The following is a 17178-nucleotide window of genomic DNA, read 5'->3' on the forward strand; positions in this document are numbered from 1 at the left end:
GCGGGGGAGGTGGATGCGAAAGCCAGTGAAGATTTCCGGTGGGCTGTTGGCAGTGCTCGCGCTCCTGCTGGCCATCGCATGGGCGACATCGCCGGATCCGCGCGGCAATCCGGCCAGTTTCGAGGACACCCCGCTCAATCCGGCGATCGCGCCGCTGGACGAAGCGATAACGCTGGCGAGTCACAGGGACGCCAACGGCGATGTCGTGACCATGTTGGTGACAGGTTTCGGCGATGAGAAGGTTACGGGCGTTGACCTTGCTGCGCTCGGCGCTGCGCGCACGGGCGATCCATTGCGGGATCTTGCAAGCGTCGATCCTAAACTCATCGATGAAGCGCGGGTACGGGAATTGCCGAAGACTACCGTCGCGATCGCGAACGTCCTTCCATCCGCGCCAGGCGGCAATCAGCATATCGGCACGGGTACCAATTTCCCCGAACATGCTGCCGAAGCGAGCAGCAATTCGGTTTTCAACTTCCCCAAATTCGGTGGCGCCACCCCGGCGCACACAACGGTGAAGGCAGAGCCCGGTATCCTGCTCGATTACGAGGTGGAACTGTGCATGCGGTTCGACCGTGATATTGCGACGCTTGCCGATTTCGATGCGGCAGTGAAGGGCGTGTTCCTGTGTGGCGACTTTACCAACCGCAACGCACTGGTCGAACTGGCAGACCCTGACAATTTGGATTCTGGCTTCGGCTTTTCCGATGCCAAGAGCGGCCCGGATTTCTATCCTTCCGGCCCGTTCATCGTCGTTCCTCAGGACTGGAAGCGCTTCGTCGATGGGGTGCGGATGACCACCAGCGTCAATGGCGATCCGCGGCAGGATGCCCGCGGGGCCGAGATGACGCTCGATTTTCGCCAGCTGGCCGAGCGTGCGCTGCTGGATATGGATCGCGAGCGTTTTTATTACCATGGCGGCTTCACGCGGCTCTCGCCCGATCAGCGGATTGGGAAAGACATGACGCTGATGTCGGGGACGTCAGAAGGCGTGATCTTCACGCCGCCTTCGCGCGCCGACTATATCGATGGCGTACTGGCCTATGTGCTCGCGGGCGGGCCGCTTTCCGGTACGGGTATCGTCGACACCGTGAAACGCGAATTCATTCGAAACGAGCTGAAGACACGGCATTTCCTGCAACCGGGCGATACGGTGGCGCATGATTCAAACTTGCTCGGAAACATCGAGGTACGGGTGATCCAATAGATGACGCAGCCGCTTACGCTCGCAGAACTCCACCCGCAGGCGCTGCGCATCGCGACCCTGCTGCGCGAGCGTGGCGAGAAGATCGCAGTGGCAGACGGCGCGACCGGCGGGCTGATTGCTGCGGCGCTGTTGACTGTGCCTGGCGCGCTCGAATTCTATCGTGGCGGCGGGATCGTCTATTCCTTCCGCGCACGCGATGTGTTGTTCGGCCTGCCGCGCGAAGCCTTTGCCGGCATGGTTTCCGCGACCGAGGAGTATGCGCTGATCCAGGCACATGCGATCCGCGACAATTTTGGCGGGCAATGGGGCATCGCCGAAAGCGGCTCGGCTGGCAGCAGCAAGCATCCGCTCGGCGTCGCATCGGGGCGCAGTTGCGCGGCAGTAGTCGGGCCGGACGGTTTCGAGCACGTCCGGCTTACCGCGACCGACAGCGACGACCGCATCGCCAATATGCAGGCCTTTACCCGCGCCGCCCTCGACCTGCTCGAAGAATGCCTGGTGATGACCGCGCGGCATTGACCTTCGCGGGCACATCGCGGAGAGGTGCGCCCTTCCAGAGTCGCAACGGGGTTTCCACAATGCAGCGCAGTTTCTTTGGCCGGATCGCGGCGATCCTGGCAACGGCATGGCTCATCGTCCAGCCGGCGCAAGCGCAATCCTTCCTTGGCAATGATTTAGATCCCGCGATCCCGACGCTGACCGACACGGTGGGGCATGAGCCCGGTGTGCAGGTCACTTCGCCCGAGGAAGCGGTGGCTTACCTGCGCGCGCTGGAAAAGGCTGCGCCCGACCGGATGCGCATGGTGCAATATGCCACCAGCTGGGAAGGGCGCCCGCTGTTCTACGTGATCCTGACCGCGCCCGAGAACATGGCGCGGCTCGATGCGGTGCAGGCTGATCTCGCCACTATCGCCGCCGGGCGCACCGGCAATGGCGCGGCACTGCCGGTCACCTGGCTCGCCTATGGCGTCCATGGTGACGAGATTTCCTCGACCGACGCTTCGCTGATGACGGCATATCACCTGCTCGCGTCGAAGGACGATGCGCGCGCGCAGAAGATCCTGCGCGAAAGCATCGTGGTGCTCGACCCGATGCAGAACCCGGACGGGCGCGCACGGTTCGTCAATTCGTTCCGCGCGGCGCTGGGGATCGAGCCTGTGGCCGACCGCCAGTCAGCCGAGCACGACCAGCCATGGCCGGGCGGGCGCTTCAACCATTACCTGTTCGATCTCAACCGCGACTGGTTCACGCTGAGCCAGCCCGAAACGCGCGGCAAGGTCGCGGCGATCCAGGCATGGAATCCTGTGGTGGTGGTCGATGTACACGAGATGGGTGGGGACGACACCTATTTCTTCAGCCCCGCAGCCCAGCCGGTGAACCCCAACATCACTGCCGCGCAGCAGCGCGCCTATGAAGTGATCGGGCGCAACAATGCCTTGTGGTTCGACCGTATGGGTGAGCCCTATTTCACCCGCGAAGTCTATGACCTGTTCTATCCCGGCTATGGCGATACGTGGAACGCGCATCAGGGCGCGATCGGCAGCACCTATGAGCAGGGATCGGCGCGCGGGCTGGTGTTCGAGCGGCGCGACGGCAGTATGCTCACCTATGCCGACGGGGTGCGCAATCACTTCGTCGCCAGCCTTTCGACCGCAGAAGCAGTGGCGCAGAACGCCAAGTCATTTCTCGACGAGTTCGCCGCCTATCGCGCCGCTAATGCCAATGGCGCGGCCGGGCGCGGCAGCTATGTGATCGACCTGAGCCAGCGCCGCTGGAACGCCGAAGCGCTGGGCCGCAGGCTTGCCGCGCAGGGCATCGCGGTGCTGCGGCGCGAAGGCCCCGTGACGGTTTGTGGCAAGTCCTATTTGAACGGCTATCTGGCAGTCCCGCAGGCGCAGCCCGCCGCGCGGCTGATCCGCAGCCTGCTCGACACCGATACGCCGCTGCCACGCGATTTCGTGACGCGGCAGGAAAAGCGCCGCGCGAGCGATCTGCCGCATGAGTTGTACGACGTGACCGCGTGGTCGGTCGGTCTCATGTCGGGCGTGGATGTGGCGCTGTGCAATGCCGCTGCGAGTGGAACTCCGCTGGCGGCTGACGCGGCCATCGCACCGGTGGCCGAAGGCGCGGGCACATTCGCCGTCGCCGTGCCATGGACCGACAGCGGGCAGGCGCGGCTTGTCACGCTGGCGCTGCGCGCCGGGCTGGAAGCTCGCGTGACCGACAAGGAATTCACCAAGGGCGGGCGCAGATTCCCGCGCGGCACGGTCGTGTTCACCCGCGCAGCCAATGGCGATGAAGCCATGGCTTATCTTGCCGCTCTGGCGCAGGAAGTCGGTGCCAACACCGTTGCGCTCGATTCCAGCTGGGTCGAGGACGGGCCGAACCTCGGCAGCGAATCCTTCGTGCGGCTTGCCATGCCGCGCGTGGCGATGGCGTGGGACGATGGCATTTCGCCGCTCAGCGCAGGTTCGATGCGCTATGTGCTCGAACAGCGGCTGGGGCTGCCGGTCGCGCCGATCCGCACTGCCCGCCTCGCGGGCGCAGACCTGTCGAATTACGACGTGCTGGTCGTGCCCGAAGGCTCCCCCACGGGCGTGCTGGGGGAGCGCGGGATGAAGAATTTGCACGATTTCGTCGCGCGCGGCGGTGTGCTGGTGGCGGTCGGCGACAGCCTTGAAGCCTTCACTTCGGGCGACGCGCCGCTGATTACGGCGAAGCGCGAGGCGGCGCTGGGCCGCGATCCGTCGAAGAAGGACGAAGGCGACAAGTCGCCGCTTGCGGAAGCGAAGGAAATCACCAGCGAAGCCGAATATCGCACCGCGATCCAGGATGAACAGGCGCTCCCCGACACGCTGCCGGGTGCGCTGCTCAGGACCGAAGCCGATCGCGAGAATTTCCTGTCTGCGGGCTATGACGCGGGCGCCGTGGTGCTGGCCAGCGGATCGCAGATATACACTCCGCTCGATCGCGCTGACGGGATCAACGTGCTGCGCTTCGCCCCCGCCGGGTCGCTGATCGCCAGCGGCTATGTGTGGGACGAGAACCGCCGCCAGCTCGCGTTCAAGCCGTTCATGATGGCGCAACCGACCGGCAGCGGGCTGACCGTCGGCTTCGTGCATGATCCATCGACCCGCGCCTTCCTCGACGGGCTGGACCTGCTCATCGCCAACGCCGTGCTCGTGGCGCCATCGCGGGTCCGCTAACGCGAAGGGGCAGGTGCGACCGACAGCGCGAAAACTTCGCCTGCAAGGCCTAGGTAGCGCAGCTCGCCACCATTGGCGGGCGTGACGAGCGCGCCGCTCGTCATCTTGGGCAACGGGCCTGAACGCGCCAGTTCGCGCCCGGTTGCCGCGTCTCGGAAAACTACGCCTTCCTGCTGATAGCTGCGCAGGCAGGACAACAGCGGGCAGAAGCGGCCAATGTCGGTCGCCACGAATACGCGCTGTCCCGGCGGTCCGATCAGCGTCGAGAAGTTCATCGTGCGTTGCCGTACCCGCCATAGAAGCTCGAAACTTCCGTCGCCTTGGTCGAAGTCATAGGCGGCCACGAGCCCCATCGCCGCGTCCATCACATAGACGCGGCCATTGTCGGGATCGACTGTGAGCATTGCAGGCAGGAACGAACGGCGCGGCGGCGGCGCGGCCCAGAACGGCAAGTCGGCAAACGGATCGATCCGCACCATGCGCCCGTCGCGCTGGCTGATCGCGACAAGGCTCATCGGCGTCTTGGCGGGAAGTGCGTTGGTCTGCGCGACAATCCAGCCGCCGATCACCGCCGCTGCAGGGGCGGGTGTTTGCCCTTCGCGCATGAAGGAAACCGGGCCCCAGCCTTCGTCGAGCGCGAGCGCCTTCCCGTCCCAATTGTAACGGAACATCGATTGCTCGCCCGCTAGGTAGAGCCGGTCCACCCCTTGCCAGCGGGTCGCGGTCAGGCGCCCGCCGATGTGTTCGGGCGCAGTCACGGAGGCGATCACCTGCATGCTGTCGGGATCGACCACTGCGATCTCGGACGGCCCAACCTCCAGCGCAGCTTCGCAGCGCAGGAAGGCCGAAAAGCCCTGCAAGTCGCAGCCCTTGGCGCGGTTCACGGTCTTCATCACCAGCGCGCCGTCGGCAAAGCCGTTGAACCCGTTATAGGCGGTGTTGGCAGGATCGGATGAAGGCAGCTCGATCGTCGCAATCGCTTCGCCGCTGTCCGGGTCGATGCGTGCCAGGCTGGCGCCGAACACGGCATATAAGCTGCCGTTGCGGTGCAGGCCCACGACACCGGGGTAGTTCCAGCGTTCGGGATGTGCGGGCGCATCGAACAATTGGCGCCGCCACACTTCGCTGCCGTCTGGCGCGATCTTGGCGACAAAGCTGCCGGGCACGCCGGGGAAATCGCCATAGGCCCCGCCATAGACATAGCCGTTTCCGGCCTCGTCGATCACCCAATTATAAGGGGTGGGATATCTTCCGGGGAGCTGGCGCGCCGACACGATATTCGCGCCATCGTGCGTTCCGCCGAAAGTTGCGCAGCCGAAATTATGCGTGCGGCCCGAATCGAAATGCTCGAATGCGATCGCGGCCTTGGCCCATGGGCCGTAGAGTTCGTCGGGCGGGCGGCAATCGCCGACCGGTTGTGGCGGAGCGATTGCCGGGTCTTGCCCGTATCGCTCGATGCCCGGCCCCCAGGCGAGCAGCCCACCGTAAAGCACCGCTGCCCCGGCCACTATCAGGCCGCCCCGGCCAAGCCATTTCCTGACGCCCACGCTCTCCCCTCCCGCTCCCTATCGGGGCTTTGGCACCCACTTCATGACCCCTCCGGCGAGCGGCGTCCACCATCCCGTCTTGATGCCCGCTTCTGCCAGGACGTCGCTGGTCCACTGGTTGCAGGTATTGCCGAGGTTGTAGGCGCCCGGCGCGTCGTAGAAGGCGTCGTAAGCGGCGTAGCCCGGATAGCTCGCGCGATCGCCCGTGGGCATCAGCTGGCGTTCGATCGCGCGAACCAGCCGCGCATATTCCTCCCGGCGCACGATCAGCACGCGGTGATCGGGCGAAGGGGCAGGGCGCACGTAATGGCTGACGCGGAGCAGCGCCTCGCCGTCCCATGCCGCGCGCACCGCCGTGGAGAGTTTCAGGTCTCCCCAGGTGGGCGTGTTGAGGAAAACTTCCTTTTCGCCCCAGCTCACCGAGACATGGGTGTAGGGCGAGTCGGGCGCAGCGAGATCGGCAGTGGGAAAGTCGGCGCGCCAGTCCTTCTGCGCGGTCACCAGCGGCATCACGATGGCGGTATGGACGCCATTGGTCTCGACCATGATCGCGACGCCCTGTTCGGGCTCGACCCAGCGGGTGTTGCGCGGGATCGACGAGCCGATCCAGGCGCTCAGGAAAAATGTAATGACGAGCGCGATCAGCGCTGCCGAAGGCCAGACGACCCACCGCCGCGCGCGCGTCAGCCACGGCGCTTGCGCAGCCACAGGATCGACCAGTCGCCATTGACGAGGCGGCGGGCAAGGCGGAACCCTGCGCGGCGATAGGCGCGGCGCACTCGCGCTTCTTGCGTCTCAAGCAGCCCGGCAAGCAGCAAATTCCCGCCCGGCGTCACCGCCTTGCCGAAATCGGGTGCGAGTTCGACCAGCGGCCCGGCGAGGATATTGGCGATCAGCAGGTCATATGGCCCGCGCGCCTGCAGCAGCGGGTCTTCCATCCCGTCGGCCACTACCATCGTCAGCTGGCCGGCTGCTGCGCCCAGCGTCATCGCGTTAAGCGCGGCATTGTCTTCGACCACGCCGGTGCAGACGGGATCGATATCCGATGCGGTCGCCAGCGCGCGCGGCCACAGCGCGAGCGCGGCAAAAGCGAGTAGGCCGGTGCCGGTGCCGATATCCGCTATGTTGCGCGTCACCACTCCGCTGCGCTTCATCGCGTCGAGCATGGCGAGGCAACCAGCCGTGGTTTCGTGCTGGCCGGTGCCAAAGGCCTGGCTGGCCGGGATCGCGAAGCTGATCGCGTTCGGATCGGGCTCATACTCCGGCGTATGGACGTAAAATCGCCCGGCGCGGATCGGCTCGACGCCCTGCTGGCTCAGCACAAGCCAGTCCTGCTCGGGCAGTTTCTCGACGGTGATTTCGGGAGCCTCGCCCGCAAAAAGCGCGGCGATCGTGCTGACCTCCGCCTTGCTCGGCTTGTGCGAGTACCACGCCTCGAGCACCCAGTCGTTGGGGCGATCTTCCGCCACTTCGCGGCCCGACAGGACCACTTCGAAGTCCCAATCCTCGATCTCGTCATGCGCCAGCAGTGCGTCCTGCACCACTGGCTTGGGGCAAAAGGCGGAGAGTTTCCAGCTGCTCACTTCGCGGTGGCTTCCTTGGCCAGTCGATCATCGAGCCGCTTTGTCACGGCAGCGGCGTAGTCCTTGCAGCTCATGCCACCCTCGAACGATCCGTTCGCCGCACGGGAGATCATGTCGCTGGCCGAGGGATGGGGGGTGAGAAGGATGTCGCAGTCCAGCTTCGCCAATTTGGCGAGCGATGCCCGGTAATCGGCGAGATAGGTCGGGTGATCGGAGAAATGGTAGTCATCTGCGCTCACGGGCGAAAGGCTGTCAGCATAGACGATTGTGCGGCAAACCTTGCCGTCATCGCACTCCTGCCAGGTCCAGCTGAGCGCGCCCGGAGTATGGCCCGGCATGGCGAGGGCCGTGAGCCCAACCGAACCTACTCGGATGACGTCTCCATCGTCGATTTCGCGCGAAACCTCGACCGGCGCCATCGGCGGGAGCGTGCCATGCTGCGGATCGGCCGGATCGGAATTGCCGGTGCGGAACGCCTCCGCTGCGGCGCGGGCCACGGCGACCTTCATCGTCCCCAGCTGCTTTGCGTAGGCGAACCCACCAACATGGTCGAAATGCTCGTGGCTGTGGGTCAGCACGGCGATATCTTCAATTTTGAAGCCGAGCTCCGCAATATTCTCCACCACGTCGCGCGCGCCCGGTTCGGTGCCGGTATCGATCAGCACGTGGCCTTCCGGGCCGGTGATAAGGAGTGCCGTGATGCCGCAGGTGCCGACGTAATAGGTATTGCCGTAGACTTTGAAGGGCTGGGCGGGCTTGTCCCACTCGTCCCAATCCTCGCAGCTGGTTGCGAAGTTCTTCATCGCCTCGCTGGCCGCTGGCGCGGGCACCGGGCTGGCAGTCGCCGCACATCCCGCGAGCAGCAAAGCGAATGCTGGCAGGAGCTTAGCGAACATAGCTTGCCCCATTGGCGTCGATCACTGCGCCGGTCATGCTTTCAGGCGCGTCGAGCGCACAGAATTCGATGATCCGGGCGATTTCGTCAGGAGTTGCGACCCGGCCCAGCGGGATGTCGCGCAGCAGGTCGGGCCCGCCGCGGCTAGCGAGATAGTCGCCCGCCATCGCCGTATCGGTAAAGCCGGGCGTGATCGCGAAGCTGACGATCCGCTGCGCCGCATAGCCGCGGGCGATGGTCTTGTGCATCGCCAGCATCCCGCCCTTCGCCGCTGCATAGTGCCAGTGCTGGGGCGAATCGCCGCGGTATCCGGCGCGGCTGGCGACATGCACGATCCTTCCCGGGACACCGCGCGCCTGCCAGTGGCGCACCGCCATCCGGCTGAGCTGCGCCGCGGAGGTCAAATTGATTCGCAACGTTTCTTCCCAGCCGTCGAGCCATTCGATGTCGGAGCTATCGAGCGGGTTTGCCTTGAACAGCCCGGCATTGTTCACCAGCACGTCAATCGTGCCACCCGCGCGTTCGAGCGCCGCGTCCCACAGCGCTTGCGGGGCGGAAGGATCGGCAAAGTCGGCCGCGATCAGGCTGCCATCGCCTGTCCCGGTCGCCTGGCCGATCACGGTCGCACCGCGCGATTCGAGTGCCTGCCGCGCTGCGGCGCCGATTCCCCGGCTTGATCCGGTAAGGAGTATGTGCGTCATGCCGGGCTCTATCCGAAACTTTGCAGGCAGAGTCGACCCACTGCGCTCCAAACCGACCTTGCACCTCGCGACAAGGGCGCTAAGGGGAGGGCTCACAAGAGCAAACGGACAAGTTAGTATGGCCAACCGACCGCTTTCACCGCACCTGCAGATCTGGAAATGGGGCCCGGCAATGCTGGTCTCGATCCTCCACCGCATCACCGGCGACGGGATGGCGCTGGTCGGCCTGTTCGTGCTGGTGTGGTGGCTGGGCGCCCTGGCGAGCGGCCCCGAATATTACGCCACCTTCAGCGAGTTCATGGTCACGCCGATGGGCTATCTCGTGATGGTGGGCCTGAGCTGGGCGTTCTTCACCCATTTGATGAGCGGCCTCAGGCACTTCGTGCTCGATATCGGCGCGGGGTATGAGCTCAATTCCAACCGTTTCTGGTCGATCGCGTCGCCGCTGATCGCCATTGTCCTGACTGCGGGCTTCTGGGCCCTCATTCTTCAGCGCTGAGGATTGAGACCTTGCTTAGTTGGGTGGAATACAACTTGATCGCCTTCGAGGACCTGTCGGCAAGGAAAGGCGCGCAGATCGGGCTGAACGTCCCGAACAAGCGCATTGACGCTGACCGACGGGTTCTCAGAGGCGACCGCAAAGCGGCGGGCCACATTGGCTCCAATGCCGCGTTGCTCTTCGCTCACGATGTAAATTCATCGCTCGCTCATTGCGCCTTGCCTTGGAGCCAATCTGGCTCCGTCAAGGTGTGTTCAACCCAACTAAGCAAGGTCTAACAATGGGTAACGGAACCTCCATCGGGAAGGTGCGCGGGCTCGGCTCGGCACATGAAGGCGCACATCACTGGCTGCTGCAGCGCTTCACCGCGATCGGCAATCTGGTGCTGATGATGTGGCTGGTGGGCAGCATCGTGTGGCTGCCCGACCTCGGCTATGCCACCGTCAGCGAATGGCTGGCCGGGCCGGTCCCCGCCACCGCCATGGTGCTGCTGATCGTCAGCAGCTTCTGGCACGCGCGGCTGGGGCTTCAGGTGCTGGTGGAAGACTATGTCCATAACGCGGGCACCAAATTCGGCGTGATCGCACTGCTCAACCTCGCCACGATCGGCGGCGGCGCTTTCGCCGTCTTCTCGGTCGTGCGTCTCGCCCTGTCCTCGGGCACCCTTGGAGGAGCCGCGTAATGGCCGACTTTTCAGCCTATAAGATCATCGACCACACCTATGACGTAGTGGTTGTGGGCGCGGGCGGCAGCGGCTTGCGCGCGACCATGGGCGCCGCCGAAGCGGGCCTCAAGACCGCCAATATCACCAAGGTTTTTCCGACCCGCAGCCACACCGTGGCGGCGCAGGGCGGCATCGCCGCTTCACTGGGCAACAACACGCCCGATCACTGGACCTGGCACATGTACGACACCGTCAAGGGTTCGGACTGGCTTGGCGACCAGGACGCGATCGAATATCTCGCGCGCGAAGCCCCGGCGGCAGTGTACGAGCTCGAACATGCCGGCGTGCCTTTCAGCCGCAACGAGAACGGCACGATCTACCAGCGCCCCTTTGGCGGCCACATGCAGAACATGGGCGAAGGCCCGCCGGTGCAGCGCACCTGCGCCGCCGCCGACCGCACCGGGCATGCCATGCTCCATGCGCTCTACCAGCAGAGCCTGAAGTATGATGCGGACTTCTTCATCGAATATTTCGCGCTCGACCTGATCATGACGGGCGAAGGCGCCAACCGTCGCTGCGTCGGCGTGATCGCCATGTGCCTCGATGACGGGACGATCCATCGCTTCCGCGCGCAGGCCTTAGTGCTGGCGACCGGCGGCTATGGCCGCTGCTATTACACCGCCACTTCGGCGCATACCTGCACCGGCGACGGCGGCGGGATGGTGCTGCGCGCGGGCCTGCCGCTGCAGGACATGGAATTCGTCCAGTTCCACCCGACCGGCATTTATGGCGCGGGCGTGCTCATCACCGAGGGCGCGCGCGGCGAAGGCGGCTATCTCACCAACAGCGAAGGCGAACGCTTCATGGAGCGTTACGCGCCTTCCGCGAAGGACCTTGCCAGCCGCGACGTGGTTTCGCGCTCGATGGCGCTCGAAATGCGCGAAGGGCGCGGCGTGGGGCCGGAAAAGGACCACATCTACCTGCACCTCGACCATATCGATCCCAAGGTGCTGGCCGAGCGCCTGCCGGGCATCACCGAAAGCGGCAAGATCTTCGCGGGCGTCGACCTGACGCGCGAACCGCTGCCGGTGACGCCGACCGTGCATTACAACATGGGCGGCATCCCCTGTAATTATCACGGGCAGGTTGTGACCGTCGGCCCCGATGGCGATCCCGACCATGTCGTGCCCGGGCTCTATGCCGTGGGCGAGGCGGCCTGTGTCTCGGTCCATGGCGCGAACCGCCTTGGCTCGAACTCGCTGATCGACCTCGTGGTGTTCGGCCGCGCGACCGGCCTGCATCTCAAGGCCAATCTCACGCCGATGGCGAAGCAGGAAGAATTGCCCGCCGACAGCGCCGATTTTGCGCTCGGCCGGCTCGATCACTTCCGCAAGGCGGACGGCGGCTCGCCCACTGCGAAGGTGCGCGAGGAAATGCAGAAGACCATGCAGAAGCACGCTGCGGTGTTCCGCGACAGCGCGCTGATGTCCGAAGGCGTCAAGCTGCTGACCGAGACCAACAAGCGGATGCAGGACATCAAGGTGTTCGACCGATCGCTGATCTGGAACAGCGACCTGATCGAAACGCTCGAGCTCGACAATCTCATGGCGCAGGCCTGCGTCACCATGGCCTCGGCCGAAAACCGCAAGGAAAGCCGCGGCGCGCATGCGCATGAGGACTTCCCTGACCGCGACGACGCCAACTGGATGAAGCACACTGTGGCGTGGTTCGACGGCTGGGGCGGCAATGGCGGCAATGTGAAAATCGATTACCGTCCGGTGCACGAATACACGCTCACCGACGACATCGAATACATCAAGCCGAAGAAGCGGGTGTATTGATGCGGCTTTCGCGTTTGCCGCTGCTCGCTCTTGTCGCTGTGGCATTCGTCGCCACTCCCGCCGCAGCCCAACTGACCGAAACCGAACAGGCGATGGCCACCTCGGTCGAAGCGGGTTTCGAACAGGACGTCGCGCTGCTTGAGCGGATCGTGGTGCAGAACAGCGGCACGCATAATCACGATGGCGTGCGCAAGGTCGCACACATGCTCGCGCCCGAATTCGAGGCGCTCGGCTTCAAGGTCGAATGGATCGACCAGTCGGCTGCGGGCAGGGCCGGGCATTTGTTCGCCCGGCATGAAGGGAAGCCCGGCACCACCAAGATGCTGCTGATCGCGCATATGGACACGGTGTTCGAACCCGTTTCCGGTTTCGAAGGCTTCGTGCGCGAAGGCGACATCGCGATCGGCCCCGGCGTGGGCGACGACAAGGGCGGAATCGTGGTGATCCTTGCGGCGTTGCGCGCGATGAAGGCCGCAGGCACGCTGGCCGATGCGAATATCGTCGTGGCGCTGACAGGCGACGAGGAAGAGGCGGGCAATCCCGTCGACCTCGCCCGTGCCGACCTCGTCAAGGCGGCCGAATGGGCCGATGTCGCGCTCGATTTTGAAGGTCTGTCGAGGATGGATGGGCGCGACATGGGGGTGATCGCCCGCCGTTCCGCCAATAACTGGGCGCTACGCGTGACCGCCGCTTCGGGCCACAGCTCGGGCATCTTCAGCGAAGGGGTGAGCTATGGCGCGATCTACGAGCTGGCGCGCATCCTTGACCGGTTCCGGCAGGAATTGCCTGAGGAAAATTTGACCTTCAACGTCGGCGTGGCAGCGGGCGGTACACCTGCCGAGATATCGGATGACGGGCTTTCGGTGAGTGCCGTGGGCAAGACCAATATCATCCCTTCGGAAGCGGTGGCGCGCGGCGATTTGCGCACCATTTCGATCGAACAGACCGACCGGATTGCCGCCGCGATGCAGGCGATCGTCGATGACAATCTGCCGGGCACCGATGCGACGATCGAGTTCGCCTTTCGCTATCCCCCGATGCCGCCGACGGAGGGCAATCGCGCGCTTTTCGACAAGCTCAATGCGGTGAGCATCGACATGGGGCTGGGCGAGATGGGCATCTATCCGCCCGCGGGTCGCGGTGCGGGCGATATCAATTTCGTCGCGCACCTGGTTGACGGGATTGCCGGGCTCGGCCCGGGCGGAACGCGCTCGCATGCACCGGGCGAAACGATCAACTTGCTCACGCTCACGCTCCAGGCGCAGCGCGCCGCGGTGTTGATGAGCAGGCTTGCAGCGGAACCGGCCACGCGCGACTAGGCGCTATTCGGGCGCGGTTGCCGCTTCGGCGCGGCGCGCGCCGATAATCTTCACCGGTTCCGCCAGCATCTGCCCCTTGAGAAACCCTTCGCCCTTGGCCGGGTCGACCTGCGTGGCGTGGATCGCATGGACCACGTCCATTCCGCCGATCACATAGCCGAACACGGCGAAGCCGGGGCGTTGCTCCGGATCTTCCGCACTGGGCTGCGCATCGAGCCCGTGCTGGTTGCGGATCATGATCGAGAAGTCGCCCGTCGCCGTTCCCGGCGCGAAGCGCGCCATCGACAGCGCGCCATCGGTGTGGGTCAGCCCGGTCTCGCTGGTGGGCTCATGCGCGATCGGGGGCAGGATGCGGTCGGGCTGGTTCTGCGCACCGCATTGCACGAAGCCTGAGGGCTGTTCGCCGCCCGTCACCCGCATGGCGCGATAGCAGGCGGCGCCTGCGAAGCGGCCTTCGTCGACATAGCGCAGGAAATTCGCCGCGGTGATCGGCGCGCGTTCGGTTTCCAGTGCGATGGTGATGTCGCCCATCGTGGTTTGCAGGACCACATTGGTGGTATCGAAGACCTTTTCGGGAACGCCCGGAGTGGCAGCGGCGCGCGGACTCACTTCGAATTTCATTACCAGCGTGCGCTGGGCGCTCGAGAAATTGTTGTCCGAAACGATGTAGAGATAGGTGCGCTTGCCTTCCTCGCGCACCGCAAGGCCTTCGAAATTGTCGATGGCCAGCGGCGGGGTCCAGCTGGCCAGCGTTTCGCGATTGCCATCCGGCCCGATCGCGACGATCGCCACGCCATTGCCTTCCTCGCGCGAATAGCTGCGGAACAGCACATAGCACACGCCATTGCCGGCGCAGTCGGCGTCGGTCGGCGCGCCGCCACGCGCATCGAGCGGCGCGGGCGCGGCGATATCGAGGCTCGCGAGCCCTGACCCGGTGTCGCGCAGGCAATTCGGCTTCTGCGCGCCCGCCCACTCGCCGCAAGCGAACAGAAGGCCATCCGCAGTGGTGGCGAGCGTTTCCAGCCCGCCATTGGACTTGGCGCCCGCGACAAGGCCGATGACGGGAGTGTCGACCGGTTGCGCCGGCTGGTCGAGCGCGGTGTAGCGCCAGATGCGATGGTCGCGCTCGAATGCGACAAGCCATTCGCCCGAGGGTGAGCGCGCGATGGCCTCGGCATCGGCGCTGTCCTTGCGCCTTGGCCGCTTGCCCTCGGTGTCGAGCAAGGGGCCGGTCTCGAGTTCCAGGATATCGGCCAGCCGGTCGCCGATTTCGCGTGGGGTCATCACCAGCCAGCGGCCGTCGTCCATCACGGCGTAAAGCTTGCCTTCCCACCATTCGAGCCCGGAAATGCCTCCGATCTCATCCTCGCCCGGTTCAAGCTCGATCCCGCCGCGATAGGTGAGCTCGCCGATTGTCTCGTTTGCCGGATCGCCGGGGTCGAACGCGACCGTGACCGTCTGCGGCATGATCGGCTCGCTCGCCAGCGATGGAATGCAGATCAGAGCCAGGGCAACGGCGAGGGCGGCAAACGGAGCGAATTTATATGTCATTCGTCCATCGTGAAATGTCGTTCGACGAGAAGCAAGCCATATGAACGCCTGTTCACAAGGGCTTCATGTTTACAGCCGTAGTCGACGTGACTACAGATGTAATCAACGGCGTGAACGCCCGTGGGAGGATTCCTTGGCCGAGAGTGACGACAACAGGCCCGAACGCATCAGCGATGCCGAGCATGCGGTGATGGAAGTCCTGTGGGCGAAAAGCCCGCTCACTGCTGCCGAAGTGTGCGACGAGGTATGTGCCGAGCGCGGGTGGAGCCTCGCCACGGTCAAGACGCTGCTGGGCCGGTTGGTGCAGAAGCATGCGATCGCCGCCGCGCCCGATGGCCGCCGCTATCTCTATTCCCCGCTGATCGCGCGCGCCGAATATGTCGGCGGTGAAAGCCGCCGCTTGGTCGAGCGCCTGTTCGGCGGTCGCGCCGCACCCTTGTTCGCGCACTTGGCCGAACAGGAAGCGCTGACCGAGGACGACCTCGCTGAAATCGAAGTCTTGCTGAAGGAGCTGCGGCAATGACGGACTGGCTGCTCGATACGCTCATCTGGACCGCTGCGCTAATCGCGCTGGTGCTGGTCATTCGCCGCCCTGTGGCACGATGGTTCGGTGCGCAGGCCGCCTATGCGCTGTGGGCGGTGCCGCTGCTGCGGCTGGCGCTGCCGCCGCTGACCTTGCCGGCGTGGATGGCTCCGGTTGAGCCGGTCGCGCCCGTCGCGGCGGCTCCGGAAACGATGTTCATCGTGGTCGAACCCGCAATGGCCGCGGAAGCTGCGCCAATGTTCCCCTTCACATTGGTTGAAGTGGTTTTGGCAGCGTGGCTGGCCGGGGTGGTGACTTTCCTGTTCCTGCGCTTCCGCGCCTATCGTGAGATGCGGCAGGACATGCTGGCCGAAGCGCGCGAGGTCGGCCGTGCGGGCAAGGTGCGGCTGGTTGAAACCCCTTCTACCAGCGCGCCCCTTGCCTTTGGCGTGATCGACAAGGTGGTGGCGCTGCCGGTGGGTTTCCTCGCCAGCTGGGACCGCGAAGCGCGCGATCTCGCGCTCGAGCACGAACTGGCGCACCATCGCGGGCATGATTTGCTGATCAACATGGCGGTGCAGCCGCTGTTCGCACTCCACTGGTTCAACCCGCTGGGCCATCTTGGCTGGATGGCGCTGCGGCGCGACCAGGAGGCGGCTTGCGATGCGCGCGTGGTTTCCGCCGCCGAACCCGAAATCCTTGCAACCTATGCCCGCGTGATCGCCAGCTTCGCAGCCGGTCCCAATGTCGCGCTGGCTGCGCCCATGGCCTGTCCGGTGCTGGGCGAGAAATCCATAATCCATCGTTTGAGGAGCCTGAAAATGAACAATCACTCGCAGCGCCGCCGCCTGGCGGGTCGCGGCCTGCTCGCAGCGGCGCTGGTCGCGCTGCCACTGACTGCCACGGTCACCTATGCCGAGAGCATGCAGGACGCGCCGGAAGCCCCCGCCGCACCGACACCGCCTACTCCGCCGACGGCTCCCACGCCGCCGACTCCGCCTGAACCTCCTGTGGCACCGGAAGCTCCGGAGCACGCGGTGAAGACCTTCGTGATCAAGCGCGAGATGGTGCAGGAGCATGAAGGACATGCCGACGGCCATGATCCGAAGGAAGTCCGCAAGATCCGCATCGTCCGCAATGGTGAGGAAGTTTCCGACGCCGAAATGAAGGAAATGATGGCCGAGATGCGTCGCGACCTCGCCGAGGCCAATAAGGACATCGACGAAGCAATGCGCGAGCAGCACGTCATCATCAAGCAGATGCAGGATGGCAAGCATCTGGTCCGCGTCGAGATGAAGTGCGACGGCAAGGGCCCCGCCAGCGAATGGACCGGCGAAGACGGCAAGAAGGTGGTGATGGTCTGCAAGAGCGAGATCATGGCCAGCGCCATCAGCGGCCTGCGTTCGGCTCGCGACGAAATCGCCGGCAACAAGGAAATGCCGGAAGACGTGCGCAAGGAAGTTCTCAAGGAACTCGATGCGCAGATCAAGGAATGGGAAAAGCGCAACAAGAGCTAAGCGCTCTTTGCGATAGGCCCGGAATGGCGGCGAAGGGGTGACCTTTCGCCGCCTTTTTCTTTGCGCAAGTTCTGCCGATAGCCCGCTTCGCCGGTGCGGGCCGCTGTGATAACGCTGGACAGTCA

The 17178-nt window shown here is 64.8% G+C and carries 16 protein-coding genes; 9 read left to right on the top strand and 7 right to left on the bottom strand.

Annotated features, from left to right (window positions below):
• Positions 1-13 precede the first annotated feature (13 nt).
• From VRS74_RS00960 to VRS74_RS00970, 3 genes are read left to right on the top strand one after another with little or no spacing between them, the layout of a single operon-like run.
• Positions 14-1207: a fumarylacetoacetate hydrolase family protein gene (locus VRS74_RS00960; RefSeq protein ID WP_354143362.1), complete on the top strand. Its 1194-nt coding sequence runs from the start codon at positions 14-16 to the stop codon at positions 1205-1207.
• Positions 1208-1726, top strand: a complete 519-nt coding sequence (locus VRS74_RS00965; protein ID WP_354143363.1) for a CinA family protein — start codon at positions 1208-1210, stop codon at positions 1724-1726. It abuts the gene before it with no gap.
• A gap of 59 nt (positions 1727-1785) precedes the next feature.
• Positions 1786-4413 carry a M14 family metallopeptidase gene (locus tag VRS74_RS00970; RefSeq protein ID WP_354143364.1) on the top strand — a complete coding sequence of 876 codons (2628 nt, stop codon included), beginning with the start codon at positions 1786-1788 and terminating at the stop codon, positions 4411-4413.
• On the opposite strand, the gene VRS74_RS00975 is transcribed toward VRS74_RS00970, so the two are convergent.
• From VRS74_RS00975 to VRS74_RS00995, 5 genes are read right to left on the bottom strand one after another with little or no spacing between them, the layout of a single operon-like run.
• Positions 4410-5960, bottom strand: a complete 1551-nt coding sequence (locus VRS74_RS00975; RefSeq protein ID WP_354143365.1) for a hypothetical protein — start codon at positions 5958-5960, stop codon at positions 4410-4412. The genes VRS74_RS00970 and VRS74_RS00975 overlap by 4 nt on opposite strands.
• 18 nt (positions 5961-5978) lie before the next feature.
• The gene (locus VRS74_RS00980) at positions 5979-6668 is read right to left on the bottom strand and encodes a DUF2459 domain-containing protein (protein ID WP_354143366.1); all 690 of its coding nucleotides are present in this window, start codon (positions 6666-6668) and stop codon (positions 5979-5981) included.
• A complete protein-coding gene (locus VRS74_RS00985) occupies positions 6644-7543 on the bottom strand; it encodes a 50S ribosomal protein L11 methyltransferase (RefSeq protein ID WP_354143367.1) in 900 nt (299 codons plus the stop codon). The genes VRS74_RS00980 and VRS74_RS00985 overlap by 25 nt, the downstream gene beginning before the upstream one ends.
• Positions 7540-8439, bottom strand: a complete 900-nt coding sequence (bla, locus tag VRS74_RS00990; RefSeq protein ID WP_354143368.1) for a subclass B3 metallo-beta-lactamase — start codon at positions 8437-8439, stop codon at positions 7540-7542. The genes VRS74_RS00985 and bla overlap by 4 nt, the downstream gene beginning before the upstream one ends.
• Positions 8429-9139 carry an SDR family NAD(P)-dependent oxidoreductase gene (locus VRS74_RS00995; RefSeq protein WP_354143369.1) on the bottom strand — a complete coding sequence of 237 codons (711 nt, stop codon included), beginning with the start codon at positions 9137-9139 and terminating at the stop codon, positions 8429-8431. Before VRS74_RS00995 ends, bla begins: the two co-directional genes overlap by 11 nt.
• A gap of 118 nt (positions 9140-9257) precedes the next feature.
• Between VRS74_RS00995 and sdhC the strand changes: the two genes are divergently transcribed.
• Complete coding sequence (gene sdhC / locus VRS74_RS01000) at positions 9258-9638, top strand: succinate dehydrogenase, cytochrome b556 subunit (RefSeq protein ID WP_354143370.1); 381 nt, start codon at positions 9258-9260, stop codon at positions 9636-9638.
• Here the strand turns inward: sdhC and VRS74_RS01005 are convergent.
• On the bottom strand, positions 9629-9826 hold the full coding sequence (locus VRS74_RS01005) for a hypothetical protein (RefSeq protein WP_354143371.1): 198 nt from the start codon (positions 9824-9826) through the stop codon (positions 9629-9631). The genes sdhC and VRS74_RS01005 overlap by 10 nt on opposite strands.
• A 92-nt stretch (positions 9827-9918) precedes the next feature.
• Here VRS74_RS01005 and sdhD point away from each other — a divergent pair, with 92 nt between their 5' ends.
• From sdhD to VRS74_RS01020, 3 genes are read left to right on the top strand one after another with little or no spacing between them, the layout of a single operon-like run.
• Entirely contained in the window at positions 9919-10320 is a 402-nt protein-coding gene (gene sdhD, locus VRS74_RS01010) for a succinate dehydrogenase, hydrophobic membrane anchor protein (protein WP_354143372.1), read from the top strand.
• Complete coding sequence (gene sdhA, locus VRS74_RS01015; protein WP_354143373.1) at positions 10320-12143, top strand: succinate dehydrogenase flavoprotein subunit; 1824 nt, start codon at positions 10320-10322, stop codon at positions 12141-12143. The genes sdhD and sdhA overlap by 1 nt, the downstream gene beginning before the upstream one ends.
• Positions 12143-13462, top strand: a complete 1320-nt coding sequence (locus VRS74_RS01020; RefSeq protein WP_354143374.1) for a M20/M25/M40 family metallo-hydrolase — start codon at positions 12143-12145, stop codon at positions 13460-13462. The genes sdhA and VRS74_RS01020 overlap by 1 nt, the downstream gene beginning before the upstream one ends.
• A gap of 3 nt (positions 13463-13465) precedes the next feature.
• Here the strand turns inward: VRS74_RS01020 and VRS74_RS01025 are convergent, their stop codons facing one another.
• Complete coding sequence (locus tag VRS74_RS01025) at positions 13466-15013, bottom strand: esterase-like activity of phytase family protein (RefSeq protein WP_354143375.1); 1548 nt, start codon at positions 15011-15013, stop codon at positions 13466-13468.
• A 133-nt stretch (positions 15014-15146) separates the two neighbouring features.
• Here VRS74_RS01025 and VRS74_RS01030 point away from each other — a divergent pair, with 133 nt between their 5' ends.
• A complete protein-coding gene (locus VRS74_RS01030) occupies positions 15147-15536 on the top strand; it encodes a BlaI/MecI/CopY family transcriptional regulator (RefSeq protein ID WP_354143376.1) in 390 nt (129 codons plus the stop codon).
• Positions 15533-17053, top strand: coding sequence for a M56 family metallopeptidase (locus VRS74_RS01035; RefSeq protein ID WP_354143377.1), 1521 nt, complete (start codon positions 15533-15535; stop codon positions 17051-17053). The genes VRS74_RS01030 and VRS74_RS01035 overlap by 4 nt, the downstream gene beginning before the upstream one ends.
• The last annotated feature ends 125 nt before the right edge of the window (positions 17054-17178 follow it).

Origin of the sequence: Altererythrobacter litoralis (assembly GCF_036324225.1) — a bacterium.
Taxonomy (GTDB): Bacteria; Pseudomonadota; Alphaproteobacteria; order Sphingomonadales; family Sphingomonadaceae; genus Erythrobacter; species Erythrobacter litoralis_A.

Bases quoted from the DNA above. Each gene is read 5' to 3' on its own strand.
- sdhA (WP_354143373.1), top strand. From the start codon at position 10,320: ATGGCCGACTTTTCAGCCTATAAGATCATCGACCACACCTATGACGTA.
- sdhC (WP_354143370.1), top strand. From the start codon at position 9,258: ATGGCCAACCGACCGCTTTCACCGCACCTGCAGATCTGGAAATGGGGC.
- VRS74_RS01025 (WP_354143375.1), bottom strand. From the start codon at position 15,013: ATGACATATAAATTCGCTCCGTTTGCCGCCCTCGCCGTTGCCCTGGCT.
- VRS74_RS00960 (WP_354143362.1), top strand. From the start codon at position 14: ATGCGAAAGCCAGTGAAGATTTCCGGTGGGCTGTTGGCAGTGCTCGCG.
- bla (WP_354143368.1), bottom strand. From the start codon at position 8,439: ATGTTCGCTAAGCTCCTGCCAGCATTCGCTTTGCTGCTCGCGGGATGT.
- VRS74_RS00970 (WP_354143364.1), top strand. From the start codon at position 1,786: ATGCAGCGCAGTTTCTTTGGCCGGATCGCGGCGATCCTGGCAACGGCA.
- sdhD (WP_354143372.1), top strand. From the start codon at position 9,919: ATGGGTAACGGAACCTCCATCGGGAAGGTGCGCGGGCTCGGCTCGGCA.
- VRS74_RS01020 (WP_354143374.1), top strand. From the start codon at position 12,143: ATGCGGCTTTCGCGTTTGCCGCTGCTCGCTCTTGTCGCTGTGGCATTC.
- VRS74_RS01035 (WP_354143377.1), top strand. From the start codon at position 15,533: ATGACGGACTGGCTGCTCGATACGCTCATCTGGACCGCTGCGCTAATC.
- VRS74_RS00995 (WP_354143369.1), bottom strand. From the start codon at position 9,139: ATGACGCACATACTCCTTACCGGATCAAGCCGGGGAATCGGCGCCGCA.
- VRS74_RS00965 (WP_354143363.1), top strand. From the start codon at position 1,208: ATGACGCAGCCGCTTACGCTCGCAGAACTCCACCCGCAGGCGCTGCGC.